Source organism: Nocardioides ginsengisoli (assembly GCF_039537225.1).
GTDB lineage: Bacteria > Actinomycetota > Actinomycetes > Propionibacteriales > Nocardioidaceae > Nocardioides > Nocardioides ginsengisoli.
Genome location: NZ_BAABAC010000027.1, coordinates 15,806 through 36,561 on the forward strand (window position 1 = coordinate 15,806; position 20,756 = coordinate 36,561).

At 73.9% G+C, this 20,756-nt stretch carries 20 protein-coding genes and 1 pseudogene; 10 read left to right on the plus strand and 11 right to left on the minus strand.

Annotated elements, in window-relative coordinates; genetic code table 11:
- Nucleotides 1-3 precede the first annotated feature (3 nt).
- Together AB4880_RS16050 and AB4880_RS16055 are read left to right on the plus strand one after the other, a co-directional pair.
- Nucleotides 4-1,230: a DUF58 domain-containing protein gene (locus AB4880_RS16050; RefSeq protein ID WP_367920226.1), complete on the plus strand. Its 1,227-nt coding sequence runs from the start codon at nt 4-6 to the stop codon at nt 1,228-1,230.
- On the plus strand, nt 1,227-3,623 hold the full coding sequence (locus tag AB4880_RS16055; RefSeq protein WP_367920227.1) for a transglutaminase TgpA family protein: 2,397 nt from the start codon (nt 1,227-1,229) through the stop codon (nt 3,621-3,623). Before AB4880_RS16050 ends, AB4880_RS16055 begins: the two co-directional genes overlap by 4 nt.
- Before the next feature lie 236 nt (nt 3,624-3,859).
- Here AB4880_RS16055 and AB4880_RS16060 read toward each other — a convergent pair whose 3' ends face one another.
- From AB4880_RS16060 to AB4880_RS16080, 5 genes are all read right to left on the minus strand, one after another.
- Nucleotides 3,860-4,291 (minus strand): SCO2097 family morphological protein, encoded by a 432-nt coding sequence (locus tag AB4880_RS16060; RefSeq protein ID WP_367920228.1) that lies wholly within the window; start codon nt 4,289-4,291, stop codon nt 3,860-3,862.
- Between the two features lie 124 nt (nt 4,292-4,415).
- Nucleotides 4,416-5,660 carry a DNA polymerase IV gene (gene dinB, locus AB4880_RS16065; protein ID WP_367920229.1) on the minus strand — a complete coding sequence of 415 codons (1,245 nt, stop codon included), beginning with the start codon at nt 5,658-5,660 and terminating at the stop codon, nt 4,416-4,418.
- Nucleotides 5,661-5,675: 15 nt separating this feature from the next.
- Entirely contained in the window at nt 5,676-6,389 is a 714-nt protein-coding gene (locus AB4880_RS16070; protein ID WP_367920230.1) for a methyltransferase domain-containing protein, read from the minus strand.
- A gap of 59 nt (nt 6,390-6,448) precedes the next feature.
- Nucleotides 6,449-6,910 carry an SAV_6107 family HEPN domain-containing protein gene (locus AB4880_RS16075; protein ID WP_367920231.1) on the minus strand — a complete coding sequence of 154 codons (462 nt, stop codon included), beginning with the start codon at nt 6,908-6,910 and terminating at the stop codon, nt 6,449-6,451.
- A 76-nt stretch (nt 6,911-6,986) separates the two neighbouring features.
- A complete protein-coding gene (locus tag AB4880_RS16080; RefSeq protein WP_367920232.1) occupies nt 6,987-7,556 on the minus strand; it encodes a hypothetical protein in 570 nt (189 codons plus the stop codon).
- Between the two features lie 48 nt (nt 7,557-7,604).
- On the opposite strand from AB4880_RS16080, the pseudogene AB4880_RS16085 reads away from it, so the two are divergent.
- Both AB4880_RS16085 and AB4880_RS16090 read left to right on the plus strand, forming a co-directional pair.
- Nucleotides 7,605-7,982 (plus strand): annotated as a pseudogene (locus tag AB4880_RS16085) (YbaK/EbsC family protein); the annotation flags it as partial.
- A 105-nt stretch (nt 7,983-8,087) separates the two neighbouring features.
- Nucleotides 8,088-9,404 carry a phytoene desaturase family protein gene (locus AB4880_RS16090; protein WP_367920234.1) on the plus strand — a complete coding sequence of 439 codons (1,317 nt, stop codon included), beginning with the start codon at nt 8,088-8,090 and terminating at the stop codon, nt 9,402-9,404.
- A 178-nt stretch (nt 9,405-9,582) separates the two neighbouring features.
- Here the strand turns inward: AB4880_RS16090 and metF are convergent, their stop codons facing one another.
- Complete coding sequence (gene metF / locus AB4880_RS16095; protein WP_367920235.1) at nt 9,583-10,473, minus strand: methylenetetrahydrofolate reductase [NAD(P)H]; 891 nt, start codon at nt 10,471-10,473, stop codon at nt 9,583-9,585.
- 75 nt (nt 10,474-10,548) lie between these two features.
- On the opposite strand from metF, the gene AB4880_RS16100 reads away from it, so the two are divergent.
- Nucleotides 10,549-11,637 carry a polyprenyl synthetase family protein gene (locus AB4880_RS16100; RefSeq protein WP_367920236.1) on the plus strand — a complete coding sequence of 363 codons (1,089 nt, stop codon included), beginning with the start codon at nt 10,549-10,551 and terminating at the stop codon, nt 11,635-11,637.
- On the opposite strand, the gene AB4880_RS16105 is transcribed toward AB4880_RS16100, so the two are convergent.
- Genes AB4880_RS16105 through AB4880_RS16115 form a run of 3 tightly spaced genes read right to left on the minus strand, consistent with a single transcriptional unit; the run spans nt 11,631 to nt 12,857 of the window.
- The gene (locus AB4880_RS16105; RefSeq protein WP_367920237.1) at nt 11,631-12,026 is read right to left on the minus strand and encodes a barstar family protein; all 396 of its coding nucleotides are present in this window, start codon (nt 12,024-12,026) and stop codon (nt 11,631-11,633) included. The two genes, AB4880_RS16100 and AB4880_RS16105, sit on opposite strands and share 7 nt — an antisense overlap.
- A gap of 4 nt (nt 12,027-12,030) precedes the next feature.
- The gene (locus tag AB4880_RS16110; RefSeq protein ID WP_367920238.1) at nt 12,031-12,480 is read right to left on the minus strand and encodes a guanyl-specific ribonuclease; all 450 of its coding nucleotides are present in this window, start codon (nt 12,478-12,480) and stop codon (nt 12,031-12,033) included.
- A 5-nt stretch (nt 12,481-12,485) separates the two neighbouring features.
- Nucleotides 12,486-12,857, minus strand: coding sequence for an Rv2175c family DNA-binding protein (locus AB4880_RS16115; protein ID WP_367920239.1), 372 nt, complete (start codon nt 12,855-12,857; stop codon nt 12,486-12,488).
- A 136-nt stretch (nt 12,858-12,993) separates the two neighbouring features.
- Here AB4880_RS16115 and pknB point away from each other — a divergent pair, with 136 nt between their 5' ends.
- From pknB to AB4880_RS16140, 5 genes are all read left to right on the plus strand, one after another.
- Nucleotides 12,994-15,042, plus strand: coding sequence for a Stk1 family PASTA domain-containing Ser/Thr kinase (gene pknB, locus AB4880_RS16120; RefSeq protein ID WP_367920240.1), 2,049 nt, complete (start codon nt 12,994-12,996; stop codon nt 15,040-15,042).
- Between the two features lie 2 nt (nt 15,043-15,044).
- Nucleotides 15,045-15,905 (plus strand): deoxyribonuclease IV, encoded by an 861-nt coding sequence (locus AB4880_RS16125; protein WP_367920241.1) that lies wholly within the window; start codon nt 15,045-15,047, stop codon nt 15,903-15,905.
- Nucleotides 15,898-16,797 (plus strand): DMT family transporter, encoded by a 900-nt coding sequence (locus AB4880_RS16130; RefSeq protein WP_367920242.1) that lies wholly within the window; start codon nt 15,898-15,900, stop codon nt 16,795-16,797. The genes AB4880_RS16125 and AB4880_RS16130 overlap by 8 nt, the downstream gene beginning before the upstream one ends.
- A gap of 79 nt (nt 16,798-16,876) precedes the next feature.
- Nucleotides 16,877-17,359 (plus strand): SRPBCC family protein, encoded by a 483-nt coding sequence (locus AB4880_RS16135; protein WP_367920243.1) that lies wholly within the window; start codon nt 16,877-16,879, stop codon nt 17,357-17,359.
- Nucleotides 17,360-17,419: 60 nt separating this feature from the next.
- A complete protein-coding gene (locus tag AB4880_RS16140) occupies nt 17,420-18,391 on the plus strand; it encodes an NADase-type glycan-binding domain-containing protein (protein WP_367920244.1) in 972 nt (323 codons plus the stop codon).
- 15 nt (nt 18,392-18,406) lie between these two features.
- Here AB4880_RS16140 and AB4880_RS16145 read toward each other — a convergent pair whose 3' ends face one another.
- Together AB4880_RS16145 and AB4880_RS16150 are read right to left on the minus strand one after the other, a co-directional pair.
- Nucleotides 18,407-19,399 (minus strand): threonine aldolase family protein, encoded by a 993-nt coding sequence (locus tag AB4880_RS16145; RefSeq protein WP_367920245.1) that lies wholly within the window; start codon nt 19,397-19,399, stop codon nt 18,407-18,409.
- Nucleotides 19,400-19,401: 2 nt separating this feature from the next.
- Complete coding sequence (locus AB4880_RS16150; RefSeq protein WP_367920246.1) at nt 19,402-20,739, minus strand: class II 3-deoxy-7-phosphoheptulonate synthase; 1,338 nt, start codon at nt 20,737-20,739, stop codon at nt 19,402-19,404.
- Between the last annotated feature and the right edge of the window lie 17 nt (nt 20,740-20,756).

The following is a 20,756-nucleotide window of genomic DNA, read 5'->3' on the forward strand; positions in this document are numbered from 1 at the left end:
CCCGTGCGCCGTGCCCTGTCCTCACTGACGCTCCGCGGACGCGCCTTCGTCGCCGCCGGGGCGACCGCGGTCGTGTGCGCCGTGCTCTTCGGCCAGCCCGCGCTGACCCGCGTCGGCATCCTCGTGGTCACGCTGCCGCTGCTCGCGTCCTTCGTGGTCGGCCGTCGCCGGCACGATCCCACCGTGAGCCGGACCGTGTGGCCGCGGCTGCTGCGGGCCGGCGAGACGGCGCGGATCGACCTCACCATCGCCAGCGATCGGCGCCGCTCCGACGGCGCGCTGCTGGTCGAGGACTCCCTGCCCTATGCGCTCGGCGGCCGCGCGCGCTTCGTCCTCCAGGGCCTCGGCAGCACCTGGGAGCGGACCGTCTCCTACCCGGTCCGCTCCGACATCCGCGGCCGCTACGTCATCGGCCCGCTGGTCGCCCGGATGGTCGATCCCTTCGGCCTGGTCGAGCAGCGCCGCACCATCGGCGGCACCGTCCAGCTCACCGTCACCCCGCGCGTGATCGCGCTGCCCGCCATCCCACTGTCCGGCGGCTGGCAGGGCGCCGGCGAGCACCGGCCGCAGGCGTTCGCCGCCGGCTCGGCCGAGGACGTCAGCGTCCGCGAGTACCGCCGCGGCGACGACCTGCGCCGCGTCCACTGGCGCAGCTCGGCGCGGATGGGCGACCTGATGGTGCGCCGCGAGGAGCAGCCCTGGGAGGCGCACGCCACCGTGCTCCTCGACAACCGGCACCTCGCCCACCGCGGCCAGGGACCCGCCTCCAGCCTCGAGTCGGCGATCATCGCCGCGGCGTCGGTCGCGGTCCACCTCGAGCGCCACGGGTACGCCGTCCGGCTGGCGACGGCCGACGGCGGCGCCGCCGAGGGTGCCGAGGCGGCCCTCGAGGAGCTCGCCACCCTCACCCAGAGCCACCGCTCGCGGCTCGACCTCAGCTGGTCCGGCGAGTCGGCGCGCGGCGGCGTGGTGGTCGCCGTCCTCGGCGGCTTCCTCGACGGCGACACCGCCGCCCTGCGCCGGATCCGCCACGACGCCGGCGCCGCGATCGCGCTCGTGCTCGACGTCGACCAGTGGTCGCCGACGCGGGTCAGCCCCGGACCGGCCGCAGCCGCCGCTCCCCTGCTCTCCATGTCGTGGCGCGCCGCCGGGCTTGGCCCGCGCGACCAGCTCGACGCGGCCTGGCGCGACCTCGGCCGCTCCCCGGTCCGCGGAGGGACGCTGCGATGAGCCGCCGCAGTGAGCCCTTCGGCCCCGCCTTCCTCCTCAGCGTAGTGGCCGCCGTCACCACCTGGCTGGCGCTGACCGCCTGGTCGGGCTTCGTCGTCGTCCAGAGCAGCTATCTCAAGCCGCTCGCGCTGCTCGCCTTCCTGCTCGCCTGCTCCGGCAGCCTGCTGCGCTGGTCCGGCACGCCGCGCTGGGCCACGGCGCTGGTGCAGCTGCTGCTCACCACCGTCATCGTCACCCACGAGATCACCGGCTCGCTGCTGCCGATCGGCGGCGCCGCCCACGAGCTGTGGAACGCCCTCGGCACCTCCGTCGACACCGCACGCCAGTACGCCGCCCCGATCGGCATCCACGTCCCGCCGGTCTGGCCGCTGCTGTTCGCCTCGGGCGCGGCGTTCATCGTCCTCGTCGACATCGTCGCCTGCACCTACCGCCGCGTGCCCGGCGCCGGACTCGCCCTGCTCGCCGTCTACTCGGTGCCGAGCGGCTTCCTCGACGACGGCCCCCAGTGGACCAGCTTCGTCGGCGCCGCCGCCGGCTTCCTCGTGCTGCTGCACCTCGAGGCCCGCGAGCACCTGACCCGCTGGGGCCGCCCGGTCGGCCCCGAGGAGGACTCCCTCTGGCACGGCCACCCCGTCGTCGAGGCGATGCGCGCCGGCGCCGGCCGGATCGGCATCACCGCCACCGCGCTCGCGCTCATCGTGCCGGCGTTCGTGCCGGTGCTCGGCGTCGACCTGCTGCACCTCGGCAAGGGCAACGGCAACGGCGACATCCAGATCCGCAAGCCGCTCGTCGACATGCGCCGCGATCTCGAGCGCGGCAAGGACGTGCCGCTGATCCGGATCAAGACCAACGACCCGTCGCCGTCGTACCTGCGGGTGTCGGTGCTCAACCGCTACACCGGCGACGAGTGGAGCAGCGGCGACCGCAATGTCGCGAGCAAGGATGTCGCCGACGGTCCGCTCCCCCGCCCGCAGGGACTGTCGCAGGACGTGCCGTTCACCAAGTACCGCTACCAGGTCGACGTCGGCGACGACTTCGACTCCACCTGGCTGCCGACCCAGTTCCCGGCGGCCTCGGTCACCGCCACCGGCGACTGGCGCTACGACCCCACCACGATGGACTTCCTGGCCGCGAAGGGCGACCTCGACACCCGGGGGCTGAGCTACACGATGGTCGGGCTGAACCTCGACTACGGCACCGACGGACGCTTCTTCGGCAACGCGCGCACGGGCGACGTCCCCCAGGAGCTGCTCAGCGTGCCGACCGGTGTCCCCACGATCGCGCGCTCGCTCGCGCAGAGCGTGACCCGCGGCGCGAGCGACGACTACGAGCGGGCGCTGCTGCTGCAGCGCTGGTTCCGTCAGGACGGCGGCTTCCGCTACGACCTGCGGCGCGCCCCCGACGGCACCGGCAACCAGACCCTGGAGACCTTCCTCGCACGCAGCGGCCGGGTCGGCTACTGCGAGCAGTACGCCTCCGCGATGGCCGTGATGGCCCGCATCCTCGGCATCCCGGCCCGGGTCGCGGTCGGCTTCCTGCAGCCGCAGCCGCTCGGCGACGGCATCTGGGAGTACAGCAGCCACGACCTGCACGCCTGGCCCGAGCTCTACTTCGAGGGCACCGGCTGGGTGCGCTTCGAGCCGACGCCCGCCGGCCGGGTCGACAGCGTGCCGGCCTACAGCCGGGTGCCGGTCGACGGCGGCTCCAACGAGCCGGGCGGACTCCCCTCGCAGAGCAGCCAGCCGCCCACCGGCAGCGCCACCGGCGCGACCACCGGCCCGAGACCGCACCGTCGCCCCGAGGTCGACACCACCAACGGCGGCAAGGTCACCACGCAGGAGAGCGGACCCTCCACGATCGTCGTCGTCGGCGGGGTCGCCCTGCTGATCCTGCTCCTCGCCGGGGCCGCCCTGGCCGGCCCGCGCTCCGTCCGAGCCCGGACCCGCACCCGCCGCCTCGCCGGCGACCCCGAGCAGATCTGGGCCGAGCTGCGCGCCTCGGCGATCGACCTCGGCCTGCCCTGGCCCGACGGCCGCTCCCCCCGCGAGATCGGGACCCTCCTCGTCGACCGGCTCGGCGACCCGGCCGAGCCGCCGCAGGAGCGCCCCCGCACCGGCGCCGACGTCGCCCCCGAGGCCGCCGACGCGCTGGAGCGGGTGGTGCGCGCCGTCGAGCGGCTGCGCTACGCCCGACCGGCCACCTCGGCCGCCTCGGCCGCCTCGGCCACACCCTCGGGCGGGGTCGCCACCCTGGCCGGACCGGCGACGCTCACCGACGACTCCGCGCTGGTGGTCGCCGCGCTCCAGGCGGGCGTGACGCCGCAGGCGCGGCGTCGGGCGCGCTGGGTCCCCCGGTCGACCTGGGGCACGCTGACCCGCCGGTTCACCCGGTAGGCGGTTTCCCCCCGAGACGCAGATGGCCCGCCCGGCGTGGGGCCGGCTCAGCGCCTGACGCTGCTGCAGGAATCCCCGCTTCAGCGGGGATTCCTGCGCTTCCTGCCCGTTGCAACCGTCAGGAAGCGCAAGTTTCCGTCAGGAAGTACGCCGCACGAACGGCGTCAGGTACAGGGCCGTGAGCGCCCCGATGGCTCAGCGGTGGTGGGTCAGAGTGATGGGACAGCGATGCGGACTCAGAAGTAGCCGCCGTCGCGGCGACGACGCCAGCGCGCCTGCAGCGCGTCCATGAAGCCCCCGTGCGAGCGACCCCGGCCGTGGTGGCCGTGGTGGCGGCGCCCGCCGTCGACGACGCCGAAGCCGGACGGGTGGGAGGTCACGTGCGGAGCGGATCCGCCGCGCTGACCGCGCAGCGAGCTCAGCAGGATGGTGGCCGAGGCCAGCATGATCAGGAAGCCGGCGATGCCGACGGGCCACAGGTGGCTGACCGCGCCGCCCATCATCACCGCGATGCCGCCGGCGAACACCACGCCGGCCATGATGGCGCGGCGGCGGGCGGCCTGGCGCAGAGTGGTGCCGCGCAGCGTCGAGGCGAACTTCGGGTCTTCCTCGCTGAGGGCGCGCTCCATCTGCTCCAGCAGTCGCAGCTCCTCTTCCGAGAGTGGCACCGGTTCCTCCGACACGTGCGAGGCGTATCGCTACGCCTTGTTTGACCTTCCTCCAAGTGTAGGCAGCCAGATCCAGCGGGGGTAGGGAGTCCCCCGAAATAGTCCTTCCGGCCCCTGTGACGCCTCAGAGGAGACTGGCCCGGCGCACCGCCGCGGTGCCGAAGCGACCCACCGCCCGGTCGACCGCCCGATCGGCGTCGGGCCAGCCGGGATCGCGCTCGCCGAGCGCCATCTGGCGCCCGTCACCCTCGCGCAGGTGGCGCAGCCCCTCGACCCGGACGCCGACCAGCCGCACCCCCGGCGGCCGGTACGACGAGCCGGGCGGATGGCGCTCGTCGAGCAGGCCGTCGAGCAGCACCACCGCGATGGCGTAGACCTCCTGGGTGACGTCGGTGGGCTCGGGCAGGGTCCGCGAGCGCTGCACCGTGGTGAAGTCGGAGAACCGGACGGTCACCGTCACCGTGCGCCCCACCCGCTGCGCGCCCCGCACCCGCGCCAGCACCCGCGCGGTCAGCCGGAGCAGCTCGCGGCGCAGCCCGGCGCGGTCGCGCAGGTCGACGGCGAGCGTGTGCTGGGCGCCCATGCTGCCCTCGGGCTCGCCCTCGCCGAACCCGAACACGCCCGCCCCGCCCGGCACCAGCTCGGTGCGGTCGAGCCCCCACACCAGCGCGTGCAGGTGGGCGCCGAGATGGTTGCCGAGCATCCGGCGCAGCTGGTCGACGGGCAGCGCGGCCACGTCGCCCACCGTGATCAGCCCGAGACGGTGCAGGCGCAGGCGGGTGGCCTCGCCCACGCCGTACAGGTCGCCGACGTCGAGGGGATGCACCTCCGCGACGAACCGCTCGGGCGTGATCACCCGGACCCCGTCGGGCTTGGCCTTGCGGCTGGCGAGCTTGGCTACCGACACCGACGCGGCAATGCCGACCGAGCAGGTGATGCCGTGCTCAGCGAGGATGCGCGAGCGGATCCGGGCGGCGATCGCCTCGGGCGGCCCGAACAGCCGGACCGCCCCACGGACGTCGAGGAAGGCCTCGTCGAGCGAGGTCACCTCGACGACCGGGGTGATGGTGCGGAAGGTCTCCATGATCGCCTTGGACACCGGCGTCAGCAGCCCGAAGTCGGGCGGCATCGTCACTGCCTGCGGGCACAGCCGCCGCGCCTCGGTGCCGGACATGCCCGAGCGGATGCCGAACCGTCGCGCCGGATAGTTGGCCGACAACACCACACCCCGGTGGCCGCCGCCGACCACTACCGGCACGTGGTGCAGCTCGGGCCGGTCGCGGATCATCACCGACGCATAGAAGGCGTCCATGTCGACGTGCAGGATCGGGCAGTGGGGCCGCTCGCCCGGCCCGACCGCGGCGCTCATGGCGCCGCTCGGGCGTCAGGCGCGCGTGGCGAGCAGGTGCAGCTGGGTGGCGAGGGGAAGGTACTCGGGGCGCTGGGCGACCGCGCGCTCCAGGTCGACGAGCGCCGCGGCGGCGCCGGGCTCGTAGTCGACGATCGCCGCGGGGACCAGGTCGGCGAAGACCCGGACCGCGTGGACGGTGACGCCGGTGAAGCCTGCCGCGGCCAACAACTCCTCGATCTCCGGGGCCGTAAACCGGCGGCCGGTGCGGGCGTCGACGGGGGCCGGGTCGTCGAGGAGCCCACGCGCCTGCTGGAAGTGACCGGCCATGGCGCGGGCGATGACGGCCGCGTGGCGCTGGCCGACGACCAGGCTGAGCAGGCCGCCAGGGCGCAGCACCTGGGCGATGCGGTCGAGCGCGAGGGCGGGGTCGACCACCTCGAGGACGCCGTGGCACAGGACGACGTCGGCGCTGCCGGCGCCGACGACCTCGACCAGCTCGGAGACGTCGCCCTGGAGACCGGAGACGGCGAGGTCGGCCTCGTCGGCGCGCCGCGCCAGCGCGGCGAGGGCGTCGGGGCTCGGGTCGACCACCCGGACCCGGTGCCCGGACTCCGCGAGCCGGACCGCGAACCCACCCGTGCCGCCGCCCAGGTCGACCACGTCGCGCGGAGCACCCGCCAACGCCGACTCCAGGGCGTCCCAGACCACCGCGGTCCGGACCGATCCACGCTGCTCGCGAGAGGCCATGCGCCGAACACTACTGATCCTCCGTTCCCCTGCCCCGGCGACCCGCTGCCCGACCGTGCTCAGACCGCGTGGCGCCCGGCGAGCTGGTCGCCGAAGGTCAGATGGGGCGCGAGACCGAGCGCGTGCTCGACCACCGCGAGGAAGCGGTCGGCGTCGCGGACCAGGTCGTCGGCCTCGCGCTCGGTCACCGCCCGCGAGGAGCCGGCCTCGGCCGCCGCGCGCTTGGTGGCGCCGGCCGCGAAGAAGGTGGCCCACTCGCCCAGCTCGGGCGCCACCTCGGCGAGCAGGACCCAGGCGTTCTTCTGGCCGCGGCGGCGCCCCGGCGCTGTCGGCCGGGCCCGGGCGGCCAGCAGCGCGGCGGCGGCGCGGAGCGCGGCGACGTGGGCGCAGGCGTAGCGCGTCGGCACGTCACCGGCGGCGACCGCCTCGCTCAGCGACTCGGCGGAGCGGAGCAGGTAGTTGTGGGTCGTCGCCGGCAGGGCGTGCGGGTGGGGCGTGAAGGGTGCGTTGTGCGGGGCCACGGCGGGGTCTCCTTCGGAATGGCGTTCGAACACATGTTCGAACAATCCGAAGGTACACCCGCCCTCCGACACAACGTCAAGAGTCGGCGGGAGCCTCCGTCGCCGACGCCTCCACGGGCTGCTCGGCGCCCTCGGCGGCCGCCTCGGCCGCGCCTTGGGCCGCCTCCTGGGCCGCCTCCTGGGCCGCCTCCTGGGCCGCCGCCTCCCGCAGCGCCCGCGGCGAGAACGACCGGACGTAGTCACGGCTCTGGGGGTGCCACAGGAAGACCAGGGTCACCGCGGCGACGACCGCCGCCGCGATGGAGATGCCGTCGACCAGCGTCGGCGGGTTGGTGCGGACCGTGGCGATCGCCATCACCACCACACCGGCCGAGATCGCTGCCAGCGAATGGCGCGCCCAGTTGAGGCCGGCGCGGAAGAGGGCGACCAGGGTCAGCGCGAGGCAGGCGATGACGCCGTAGAGGACCAGGATGACCGGCACGAACTCCACCGGCTGCACCGTGCTGTCGCCGACCTGCATCGGCGACCACACCGAGCCCAGCTCGTCGCGCTGGACGACGACCAGCACGCAGACGAGCAGACCGGCCCCCACCATGAACCACAGCAGCCAGCAGGCGAGCCGTACGGCGGGCGGGCGCTTGGTCATGGTTCCTCCAGGGGTGGGGGTCGGGTCGGGGTGGATAAGGTCAGCCCCATGTCGGCCGAGCATCCCTCGATCACCCGGTTCCGCGGCGAGCACGAGCGCCGGGGTGGCACCGGCGAGATCGTCATTCTGCCCGACTCGGTCCACACCGCCGCACTGGCCGCCGAGGCGCTCGGCTGCGAGGTGGGGGCGATCGCCAACAGTCTGCTCTTCGATGCCGACGCAAACCCCGTGCTGATCCTCACCTCGGGCGCGCACCGGGTCGACGTCGAGCTGGTGCGCACCACGATCGGCGGGCCGGCGCTGCGCCGCGCCAAGCCGGAGTTCGTCCGCGAGCACACCGGTCAGGTGATCGGCGGGGTCTCCCCCATCGGCCATCCCGCGCCGGTGCCGACGTACCTCGACTCGTGGCTGCAGCGCTACGACGTGGTGTGGGCGGCGGCGGGCCACCCGGCGGCCGTCTTCTCCACGACCTACGACGAGCTGCTCGCGATGACCGGCGCCGAGCCCATCGACGTCGCGAAGGACTGATCCGTGACACGCATCGTCGTCGTCGGCGGCGGCCTCGGCGGCATGGCCGCGGCCGCCCGGCTGGCCAAGCTCGGTCACGAGGTCGCCCTGCTCGAGGCCTCCCCCCAGCTCGGCGGCGCGCTCGCGCCGGTCGAGCACGAGGGCTACGTCTGGGACGCCGGCCCGACGTCCACGCTCCTGCCGGCCGCGCTGCGCGACCTGTTCCGCAAGTCGGGACGGCCGCTGGAGAAGGAGCTCGGCGCCGACCTCGAGCCGCTGCCGGTGCTGCGCGAGCACCGCTTCTCCGACGGGACGTCCGTGCGGCTGCCCGGCGGCTCCCGCGCCGACCAGATCACCGCGTTCGACGAGCTCGAGCCGGGCCTGGGCGAGAAGTGGGCGACCCACGTCGACATCTACGGCCCGGTCTGGGACCTGCTGCGCCGCCACTACGTGGAGGCGCCGTGGGACCCGTACACGAAGGGCGCGCTGCCCAAGGAGCTCGACTCGCTGTTCAACATCCGCGAGACGCTGCACAAGCGGCTGCGTCACGCCTTCCGCGACGAGCGGCTCGCGCTGGTGGCCGGCTATCCGGCGATCGCACAGGGCCACGATCTGCGCAACGTGCCCTCATGGGTGGGCGTCGACGCCTATCTCGAGCAGTGCTTCGGCGGCTGGCGGGTGCCGGGCGGGATGGGGCGGATCGCCTACCTGCTGCAGGCGCGGCTCACGACCCGCGGCGTGCAGGTGCGCACCGGCGTCGACGTCCGCGACCTGGTGGTGCGCGACGGCCGCGCGGTCGCCGTCCACACGGCGGAGGGCGACGCCGACGCCGACGCCGTGGTCGTCGCGGTCGACCCGCGGCGGCTGCCCGCGCTCGCGCCGTACGTCGAGAAGACGATGCCCGCGATCCCGCCCGTGGTGGCCCACATCGGGATGGTCGGCGACGTGCCGCCGATCGAGCACGAGCTGGTCATCCACGAGGAGCCGATGCTCACGGTCCGCCCGGGCGGCATCGCGCCCGACGGCGGCACCGCCTGGACGATCCACGGCCGCGGCAAGATCGCCGAGGACCTGCTCACCGCGCTGGCCCGCCACAAGATCGACGTCCGCGAGAATGTCGTCACCCGCGTCGACCTGTCGCCGCGCGACCTCGTCGAGCAGTGGCGCGGATCGCCGATGGGCGTGCTGTGGCAGGGCCGCGGCACGGTCCGGCACCGGCTGGGGCCGGCCACGCCGATCGCCGGCGTCTACGCCGCCGGCGCCCACGCCGCCCCCGGCGCGGGCGTGCCCTTCGCGACTCTCTCGGCCGCGCTGGTCGCGCAGCTGATCGGGCCCGCATAGTCGCCTTCGGCGACCCGGGCGCGCCAGCGCCCGCATAGTCGCCTTCGGCGACCCGGGCGCGCCAGCGCCCGCATAGTCGCCTTCGGCGACCCGGGCGCGCCAGCGCCCGGAAGGAGCTCGCTTCGCTCGCCGGCCTTCTTGTTTCGTCTGACAGGCTCGCTTCGCTCGCGTCAGACGATCAGACGGTGATCTGCAGCGCCTCGAAGATCTCGAGCGTCGCCTTGGAGCGGTTGAGCGTGTAGAAGTGCAGGCCCGGCGCACCCCCGGCCAGCAGCTCGTCGCACAGCTCGGCCGCGATCTTGATGCCCTCGGCCCGGACGGCGGCGGCGTCTCCGTCGTAGGCGCTGATCCGAGCGACGACGTCGTCGGGGACGCTGGTGCCGATCAGCTCGCCCTGGCGGCGGATCGCGCTCAGGTTCAGGATCGGCATGATGCCCGGCAGGATCGGGATGTCGACGCCGCGGGCGCGCACCCGCTCGACGAGCCCGAAGTAGTCGGACGCACGGAAGAACATCTGGGTGACCGCGAACTCCGCGCCGGCCCGGGCCTTCGCGACCAGGACGTCGGCGTCGGCGTCGAGCGACGCGGCGGACGGGTGGCCCTCGGGGAAGGCGGCGACGCCGACCCGGAAGTCGCCGCGCGAGCGGGCCAGGTCGACCAGGTCGACGGCGTAGTTGAGGCCGCCCTCGGTCGGCGTCCACGCGGCGCGCGGACCCTCCTGCGGGTCGCCGCGCAGCGCCATCACGTGGCTGACGCCCTCGGCGACGTACGCGTCGAGGATCGACTCGAGCTCGGCGCGGGTGTGGCCGACGCAGGTGAGGTGGGCCATCGGGACGAGCGAGGTCTCGCGGGCGATGCGGCCGGTGATGGCGACGGTCTTGTCGCGGGTGCTGCCGCCGGCGCCGTAGGTCACGGACACGAAGGTCGGCTGGTAGGGCTCGAGGGCGCGGATCGCGTCCCAGAGCTGCGTCTCACCCGCCTCGTCCTTCGGGGGGAAGAACTCGAACGAGAAGGATCGCCCGCCCTCGCGGATGATCTCGCCGAGGGAGCGTCCGGCACCAGTCGTCATGGCGCGGAGTCTAGGAGGCGCGAGCCCCTCGGGACCCGGCATCTCGCGGAATCCACTCGACATTAGGCTCATCACGTGACCAACCCCGCATGGGACCCGACCGCCTTCCGCGCCGAGGTCCAGGCCACCCTCGACAGCTTCCTCGCCACGCAGAAGGACCGGCTCGCGCCACTCGGCGACGACGCCGCCCGCCTGCTGGCCGAGGCGCGGGTGACCGTGTCGGGGGGCAAGCGGTTCCGTGCGGCCTTCTGCCACTGGGGATTCGCCGCGATCGCGGGCGCGCCCTCGGGCGCCGACGCCGAGTCCGTACGACGGGCCGCGGCCGCGCTCGAGCTGCTGCACGCCAGCGCCCTGGTCCACGACGACCTGATGGACGCCTCCGACACCCGCCGCGGCCGGGCCGCGACGCACCGCGCGTTCGAGGCCGAGCACCGCAGCGACGGCTGGCGCGGCGACCCGCGTCAGTACGGCGCCGCGGCCGCGATCCTGCTCGGCGACCTGCTGCTGTCGTGGGCCGACGAGCTGATCCGCCACTCCGGCTTCGGGTGGGACCGGGTCGGCCCGGCGCTCGACGTCTTCGACCTGTGCCGCTCCGAGGTGATCGCGGGCCAGTTCCTCGACGTCTCGGTGCAGGCCCGCGGCCGCGCCAGCGTCGAGCAGGCGATGACCGTGCTGCGCTACAAGTCGGCGAAGTACTCCATCGAGCGTCCGATCCACGTCGGCGCCGCCCTCGCCGGCGCGGACGCCGCGACGCTCGACCTGCTCACCGCCTTCGGCCTGCCGCTGGGCGAGGCCTTCCAGCTGCGCGACGACGTCCTCGGTGTCTTCGGCGATCCGGCGACGACGGGCAAGCCGGCGGGCGACGACCTGGTCGAGGGCAAGCGGACCGTCCTCGTCGCGCGGGCGCTCGACGCCGCGCCCGCGGCGGACGCCGAGCGGCTCGACGCCGCCCTCGGCACCGCTCTCTCGGAGACGGAGGTCGCCGAGCTGCGCGCGATCATCGACGGCTGCGGCGCCCGCGCCCAGGTGGAGACGATGATCGACGACCTGGCCACGCAGGCGATCGAGGCGATGCGCCGCGGCCAGGCCGAGGCGGGCTGGGACGCGCAGGCGTGCGCCGTCCTCGAGCAGCTCGCCACGGCGGCCACCCGCCGGGCCTACTGAAGCGTCGGGAGGCCGTCGGGTCCCGGGCCGCGCAGCAGCACCTCGAGCCGCGCCTCCCCCAGGATCTCGGCGACCACCGCGAACCGCTCCGGCTCGGCGCGCGCGTAGCCGCCCCAGGCGTCCCACAGCAGCACCGTGGGGCCGGGCAGGTCGCGCAGGCAGTCGCGGAGCGCATCGAGGTTGACGCCGTAGTAGTCGGGGAACGCCAGCGCGTCGCCGATCGCGCGAAGCACCGCGTCGGTGGCGTCGAGGCCGGCGCCGTCGACGTGGCCGAAGGCCCAGCCCGCGTGCTCGACGGTGCGCCGGACGTCGGAGACCGGCAGCGCCGACTCCCAGCGGTGGACGCCGGGCACATGCCGGCCGGCGAGGACGGCGGCGAGTCCACTCATCGGGTCACCTCCAGATCCGCGCGAAGGTCAGGTAGTGGTCGGCGGTCCAGTACAGCTGGCCGCCGTCGCCCGCGATGATCCGGCGGGCGCCGCGGGTCGAGGCGCCCGGCGTGGGCACGGTGTACTCCGCGTAGTAGCCGCGCGGCTTGCGGGGCAGCACGCCCTCGAAGTTGCCGAAGGTGGAGCCGTCCTTGCCCGGATAGGGAAACGGCCCGCCGTCGTCGATGAGCCGGACCGTCGCCTGCGCCTCACGCGGCAGCGCAGCCAGCGCGACGTACGGGACGCCGTCGCCGTCGGCCTTCGGCATGCTCGCCGGCGCACCGGACGGCGAGGACGTGTCGCGCGCCGCCGGCTCGTCGGAGCCGCGGCTCTGCAGCCACCACACCCCGAGCAGCAGGACGACGGTGACGACCGCCGAGGCGACCTGCCGCGAACGCCGCCCGAGACGGGGCATCGCGGTCAGAACCCGAGCGCCTGCGCGCGGCGCTTGACCTCGGAGCCGCGGTTCTCGCGCAGCGCGTCGATCGGCCGGCCGGGGAGGTCGGCGTCGAGGAAGATCCAGGCGATGCACTCGCGGTCGTCGTAGCCGTTGTCGTGCAGGACGGTGAGCAGACCCGGCAGGCCCTTGACCGGCTCGCCGTCGACGAGGAAGAGGGCCGGAACGCCCTGTGGGCGACCGTCACCGGGCACGGCGGCGGCGAGCTGGTGCTCGCGCACGAGGGTGCGGACCTTCGCGGGCGTCACGCCGAGCTGGGCCGCGGCCTCGTCCCAGGTCAGCCAGTCGTCGACGAGGGCAGCGAGGTCGTGGTCAGCCAGTCGCGGTTCGGTCATGACGCCATCCTCCCCCAATCCCGCGGCGAAAGCCCCGTCGGCGTGGCCTCCGCGCGGTCGTGGGGGCCACCCGTACGATGGTCGCTCCGGTCAACTTCCCCGTCCGGTCCAGAAGAACATGCACAGGAGGGTCGCTGTGCACGACGACCAGCGCGCCCGCGGCGAGACCGCCGCGCGGTCCGGCGACCCCTCGCGGCGCACCGAGGACCACCAGTTCGGCCGCCTCCTCGACGGCCGCTACCGGATCGGCACACGGATCGCGCGCGGCGGGATGGCCAGCGTCTACGAGGCGATCGACACCCGGCTCGACCGCACGGTCGCCGTCAAGATCATGCATCCCGGCCTCGGCGACGGTACGACGCAGCAGGACGACTCCTTCGCCCGCCGGTTCGTGAGCGAGGCCAAGGCCGCGGCCCGGCTGTCCCACCCGCACGTGGTGGCGGTCTACGACCAGGGGCGCGACGACGCCGACGGCACGATCTACCTGGTCATGGAGTTCGTCCCGGGCCACACCCTGCGCGACACCATCGGCAAGGAGGCGCCGCTGTCGCCGGAGAAGGCGCTGGCGCTGCTCGATCCGATCCTCTCGGCCCTCGCCTCGGCCCACCGCGCGGGGCTGATCCACCGCGACGTGAAGCCCGAGAACGTCCTTATCGCCGACGACGGCCGGATCAAGGTCGCCGACTTCGGGCTGGCGAAGGCGGTCAGCGCCGACACCCAGCACACCGCCACCAACGGCGTCCTGATCGGCACCGTCTCCTATCTCGCACCCGAGCTGGTCGTCGAGCAGCGCGCCGACGCGCGCGCCGACGTCTATGCCGCCGGCGTGATCCTGTTCGAGCTGCTCACCGGCACCAAGCCCCACACCGGCGAGACGCCGATCGCGGTCGCCTACCGGCACGTCCACCACGACGTCCCGGCGCCGTCGTCGCTCGTGCCCGGCATCCCGGCGTACGTCGACGCGCTGGTCGCCCGCGCCACCACCCGCGACCCCAGCCTGCGCCCGGCCGACGCCGCGGTGCTGCTGCACCAGGTCCACCGGGTCGCGCAGGCGCTGCGCGACGGCGTCCGTGACGACCCCGAGCTGGTCGCCGACCTGCTGCCCAGCGGCCGGGTCGCCGCGCCGGAGTCGCCCGAGGTCGAGGACGACACCACCCCCGAGCCGGTCAGCACGCTGTGGGCGGCGGGCGACCGCGAGCCGACGTCCGTGATCCGCAGCCAGCAGCTGCCGCCGCCCACCCCTGTGGGTCCGCGCGCGCCGCGGCCGCCGCGCCCCGAGCGACCGCGCCGCAGCCGGCGCGGCCTGGTGTGGGTCGTCGTGCTCGCCCTGCTCGTCGCGATCGCCGGCACCGGCGGCTGGTGGCTGGGCTGGGGCCGCTACACCTCGACGCCGAGCGTGATCGGGCTGACCTCGGCCGCGGCCCAGGCCAAGGTCGACCACGCCGGGCTCGCCGTCCGCACCGGCGATCCGGTCTACTCCGAGACCGTCGAGAAGGGGAAGGTGATCTCCACCGACCCCGGTCCCGGCGCGCGGATCCTGCCCGGCGGCGAGGTGACGATCGTCGTCTCCCTCGGCCCCGAGCGCTACGACGTCCCGCAGGTCGCGCATCTGACCCTCGACGCCGCCAGGGCGGCCCTGGCCGCGGTGAAGTTCGAGACCGGCCAGGTGTCGGAGAAGTGGTCCGACACCGTCCCGGCCGGGCAGGTGATCGGCAGCTCCCCGTCCTACGGCACCCCGGAGAGCAAGAACCTGCCCGTCGGCACCGTCGTCACCCTCGTGGTCAGCAAGGGCAAGAAGCCGATCAAGATCACCAGCTGGGTCGGCAAGGACGCCAAGCGTGCCGAGAAGGTGCTCGAGAAGCGCGGGCTGAAGGTCGAGATCAAGGAGACCTACGACGACGTCGTGCCCGAGGGCCGCGTCATCAGCCAGGACCCCGAGACCGGCACGCTCTACAAGGGCGACACCCTCAACCTGGTCGTGTCGAAGGGCAAGCCGTTCGTCACCGTGCCCGGCATCCGGCTCAAGGACACCCAGGACGCCGTCGCCCTGCTCGAGGGCCTCGGCCTCAAGGTGCGCACCGAGCACGCGTCGATCTACCTGACCGGCGGCACCGCCTGGAGCACCGACCCCGGCGCCGGGGCGAGGGTGCGCAAGGGCAGCACGATCGTCCTCTATATCGTCTGATCGTGAGTTCCCCCGTCCGTCCGATCGGCTCGCATGTGCCGGTCGGCAAGAACCTCGTCGACGGTGCCCTGCGGAGCGCGGTGGAGTCCGGCTGCGAGGCGATCCAGGTCTTCGTCGGCAACCCCCGCGGCTGGGCGCTGAGCGCCGGCGATCCCGCCGTCGACCGACGCTTCCGCGACCGTGCGGGCGAGCTGGGCATGCGGGTGCTCGTCCACACGCCGTACCTGGTCAACCCGGGCAGCCCGACGCCCGCGACCTACGAGAAGTCGCTCGCGCTGATCGCGCACAACCTGCGCCGGGCCGTCGAGATCGGCGCCGAGGGCGTCGTCGTCCACACCGGCTCCTATGTCGGCGGCGACCACGCCGAGGCGCTGCGGCGGATCCGCGACGGACTGCTCCCGCTGCTCACGACGATCGAGGACGACGCCGCGCCGTACCTGCTGCTCGAGCCGACGGCCGGCCAGGGCAACTCGCTGTGCGCGGGCATCGACGACCTGGCGGCGTACCTGGGCGCGGTCGACTTCCACCCCAAGGCCGGCATCTGCCTCGACACCTGCCACGTCTTCGCCGCCGGCGAGCCGCTCGACGAGCCGGGCGGCGCCAAGCTCGCGCTCGACCGGATCGTCGAGATCGGCGGCCAGAGGCGGCTGCGGCTGGTCCACGCCAACGACTCCAAGGACGTGCGCGGCGCGTTCAAGGACCGCCACGAGAAGATCGGCCGGGGCCACATCGGCGTCGACGCCTTCGCCGACCTGTTCGCGCATCCGGCCACCGAGGGCGTGCCGTTCATCCTGGAGACGCCGGGCTCGCGCGACGCGGGCGACCCGGACCTCGCGCTGCTCAAGGAGCTGCGGGGTGTCTGAGCGCCGTACGTCGCTGCTGGCGACGCTCGCGCTGCTCGCCATGACCGCCTGCTGGGGCTCGACCTTCTTCCTCATCAAGGACCTGCTGGACCGGGTGCCGACGCTCGACTTCCTCGGCGTGCGCTTCCTGCTCGCCGGAGCGGTGATGCTGCTCCTGGCCCCGCGCGCGATCGCCCGCCTCTCCCCCGAGGTACGACGACGCGCGCTCGTCCTCGGCGCCCTGTACGGCGTCGCGCAGATCCTCCAGACCGCCGGACTCGCCCACACCCCGGCGAGCGTGTCCGGCTTCATCACCGGCCTGTACGTCGTCGCGACGCCGCTCTTCGCCGCCGTCGTCCTGCGCACCCGCATCAATGTGGCCACCTGGGGCGCGGTGGTGCTGGCGACGGCCGGCCTCGGCGTCCTCACGCTCGACGGCTTCTCGATCGGCTACGGCGAGGCGATCACGCTGGTCGCCGCGCTGCTCTACGCCACCCACATCGTGGGCCTCGGCGCCTGGTCGCGGCCGGCCGACGCGCTGGGCATGTCGATCCTGCAGGTGCTGGTGATCGCGGTGATCTGCATGGTGGCGGCGCTGGTCGGCGGCGAGCCGGGCATCGTGCTGCCCGACCGGGCGGCCGACTGGGCGTCGCTGGTCTACATGGCGCTCTTCGCGGGAGCGGCCGCACTGCTCGCGCAGACCTGGGCGCAGTCGCACCTGCCGCCCACGCGCAGCGCGATCATCATGAGCATGGAGCCGGTGTTCGCGGCCTTCTTCGCGGTGGCGCTCGGCGGTGAGGGCGTGACCGGCCGGATGCTGTTCGGCGGGCTGATGGTGCTGGGCGCGATGCTGGTCGTCGAGCTGGTGCCGCGCCGGCACGTCGAGGGCGAGGTCACCCACCTCGCCGTGTAGCAGGTCGAGCGGGCCCCTGGCGCCGGAGCGGCGTCGGGCGCACCATGGACTCCGGAGGGATCGACACTCTGGAGTCACCATGGCCGGTCACATCATCCACGTGCACACCACCATCCCCGCTCCGCCGGAGCAGGTCTGGGACGTCATCACGGACGTCGCCCATGCCGACGACGTCCTGCGCAGCGTCAGCGAGACCGAGGTCCTCACCGAGGGCGGCTACGGCGTCGGCACCGCCTGGCGCGAGCGCCGTACCCTCTTCGGGCACCACGGCCCGGAGCAGCTGCAGGTCCTCGAGTCCGAGCCGCCGCGGCGCACGGTGGTCGAGGCGGAGGTCGGCAACGACCTCATCCGCACCGCCTACCGGCTCACCCCCGCCGGCCCCGACCACACGGCCACCCGGCTGGCGATGACCACGACCGTGGAGATGAGCCACCGGTCGCTGGTATCGAAGGCGATGTGGGCGATGTTCGGGGGCTTCAGCTACGACCGCACGCACAAGGTCCTCGAGCACGACCTGGAGGACATCGAGGCCGAGGCGTGCCGGCGAGCTGGCAGCATCTGACGAGCGTCCGAGGGCCGAATCTGCCGCCCGGACCGGCCATGGGGGTAGGTTGACCCCGCGATGACCACCCCGACGTACTGCACCACCTGCGGGCACGAGCTCGGGATCGGCCGGTTCTGCACCAACTGCGGGCAGCCGGTGCCCGGCCGGCACCCCGAGGCGGCGCCCACCTCCGCCGCGCCCGTGGTGCCCCCGCCGACGGGTCAGCTGCCCCCGGCCGCGCGCTATCCGCTGTTCGCGGAGGGCGCGCCCGCGACGCAGGTCACGCCGTCGGGGCCGCCGCCTCCCCCGCCCCCGTCGCCGTACGGGCCGCCGCAGCCGGAGCGCAAGCGGGGCGTCGCGTGGCTGCCGTGGGTCATCGCCGTCGTCCTGGTCGCGCTGGTCGCGGGCATCGGCGTCCTCCTGCTGGTCAACAGCGGCGGCTCCTCCGACGACACCGCGAAGCAGCGGCAGACGCCGGTCACCGACGGCGGCTCGCCCGGGCCGACCTCCGGCGAGCCGGCCCAGCCCGACAGCAGCGGCACCGGTGCGCCCGTCCAGGCCCCCGACCCGGCCGACGTGATCGACCTGACCGGCGAGACGACCGCCGAGGTGCCGGCCACCGCGCCGCCCAGCCGCGACCGCGGCAACCACCCGGTCACCTTCGGCGCCGCCAACCTGCTCGACGGCCGCCCGCGCACGTCGTGGCGGATGCCCGGCGACGGCACCGGCCTGACGCTCACCTTCGACCTCGGTCGGACCGTGGTCCTCACCCAGGTGGGGCTGATCAACGGCTACGCGAAGGTCGACGGCGCCGACAACTGGTACCGCGGCAACCGCCGGATCCAGGCGGTGCAGTGGGAGTTCGACGACGGCACCCGGATCACCCAGGAGCTCGTCGACCGGCCGACCATGCAGCCGCAGAGCATCGACCCGGTCGAGACCCGGACCGTCAAGCTCCACCTGATCACCGTCAGCGCCCCCGGCAAGGGTCCGAACGGGCGCGACTTCACCGCGATCAGCGACGTGCTGCTCCGCGGCGCTCCCGCCTAGCCCACCGGGCCCGGGTCAGAGCGAGCCGAGGATCTTCGCGGCCCGCTCGGCGTCGTCGCGCGAGACGTCAAGGTGGGTCACCGCGCGGATCGTGGTCGCGCCGACGGCCCCGACCAGGACGCCGGCCTCGCGCGCCCGGGCGACGTACGACGGCGCGTCGGCCACCTCGAACGCGAGGATGTTGGTGTCGACGCCGGCCGGGTCGGCGCCCACGGCCTCGGCGAGCAGCCGCGCATGGGCGTGGTCGTCGGCGAGCCGCTCGACGTGGTGGTCGAGCGCGTGGCGACCGGCCGCGGCGAGGATGCCGACCTGGCGCATGCCCCCGCCGAGCCGCTTGCGTCGCACCCGCGCGCCGGCGATGTGCTCGGCGCTGCCCAGCATCAGCGAGCCGACCGGGGCGCCCAGGCCCTTGGACAGGCAGACGGACATCACGTCGGCCACGGCGCCGTACGACGACAGCGGGGTGCCGGTCGCGACGTGGGCGTTCCAGATCCGCGCCCCGTCGAGATGGACGGCGACGCCGCGCTCGTCGGCGAACGCCCGCAGCGCCTGCAGGTCGGCGAGCGGGAGCACCGCGCCGCCGGCGAAGTTGTGCGTGTTCTCGACCGAGAGGGCCGCGGTCTGCACGAAGTAGGGCCCGAGATCGGGCGCGAACAGCTCACCGAGCGCGGCCAGGTCGACCTGCCCGCGCGGGTGCGACCAGGTGCGCATGGTCAGCCCGCTCACCGCGCCGTGGGCGCCCAGCTCGGCCCGCGCGATGTGGGCGCGCGCCTCGCAGAGCACCTCCTGGCCGGGCGCCACCACCGCGGCGACCGCGAGGACGTTGGCCATCGACCCGGTCGGCATGAACAGCGCCGCCTCGTGGCCGAACAGCCCGGCGACGTGCTCCTCGAGCGCACGGACCGTGGGATCCTCGCCGTAGACGTCGTCGCCGACCTCGGCCGCGGCCATCGCGGCGCGCATCGCCTCCGTCGGGCGGGTGACGGTGTCGCTGCGGAGGTCGATCACGCTCAACGTCGCTGGAGCATCGAGGCGACTTGGAAAGCCATCTCCAGCGACTGCACCCGGTTGAGCCGCGGGTCGACGACCGACTCGTAGCGGTGGGCCAGGCCCTGCTCGTCGAGCTCCTCGCCGCCGCCGACGATCTCGGTGACGTCGTCGCCGGTGTTCTCGACGAGGATGCCGGCCGGGACCGTGCCGAGCGTGCGGTGGACGTCGAAGAAGCCCTGGACCTCGTCGAGGACGTCCTCGAAGCGGCGGGTCTTGTAGCCGTTGGAGGCCTCGAAGGTGTTGCCGTGCATCGCGTCGCACACCCACGCCACGTCGACGCCCTCGGCGGTGACCTTCTCGACCAGCGGCGGCAGGCCGTCGCGGATCTTGGCCGCGCCGAAGCGGGTGATGAAGGTGAGCCGGCCGGGCTCGTTGGTCGGGTTGAGCTTGGCGGCCAGCGCGAGCGCGTCGTCGGCGGTGGCGTTGGGGCCGAGCTTGCAGCCGATCGGGTTGCTGATGTGGCTGAAGTACTCGACGTGGGCGCCGTCGAGCTGACGGGTGCGCTCGCCGATCCAGACCATGTGGCCCGAGACGTTGTAGGGCTTCTCGGTGCGCGAGTCGATGCGCGTCATGGCGTGCTCGTACTCGAGCAGCAGCGCCTCGTGGGAGGAGTAGAAGTCGACCCGGTGGAACTCCTCCGGGTCGGCGCCGATGGCCTTCATGAAGGTCAGCGCTCGGTCGATCTCGGCCGCCATCGCCTCGTAGTGCTGGCCCACCGGGCTGTTGCGCACGAACTCGGAGTTCCAGGTGTGCACCTGGCGCAGGTCGGCGTAGCCGCCCGTGGTGAAGGCGCGCACGAGGTTCAGCGTGGACGCGGACGCGTGGTAGACGTCGAGCAGCCGCTGCGGGTCGGGACGACGCGACTCGGGCGTGAACTCGAAGCCGTTGACGGCGTCGCCGCGGTAGGCCGGCAGCGTGACGCCCTCGCGGGTCTCGGTGTCGGACGAGCGGGGCTTGGCGTACTGACCGGCGAGCCGGCCGACCTTGACCACCGGCACGGACGCGGCGTAGGTCAGCACGACGGCCATCTGGAGCAGCACCCGCAGCTTGTTGCGGGTGTTGTCGGCGGTCGCGTCGATGAAGGTCTCGGCACAGTCGCCGCCCTGGAGGATGAAGGCCTCGCCCCGGCTGGCCGCCGCGATCTTGGCCTTCAGCTCGTCGCACTCGCCCGCAAACACCAGCGGAGGCAGCGTGCGCAGACGGTCGACGGTCGCGGCGAGGGCCGCGGGGTCGTCATACGTCGGCTGCTGCTTCGCTCCGATGGCGTGCAACTGCTCGAGGGACGGAAGGGTGCTCACCGCCCAATCGTACCCAG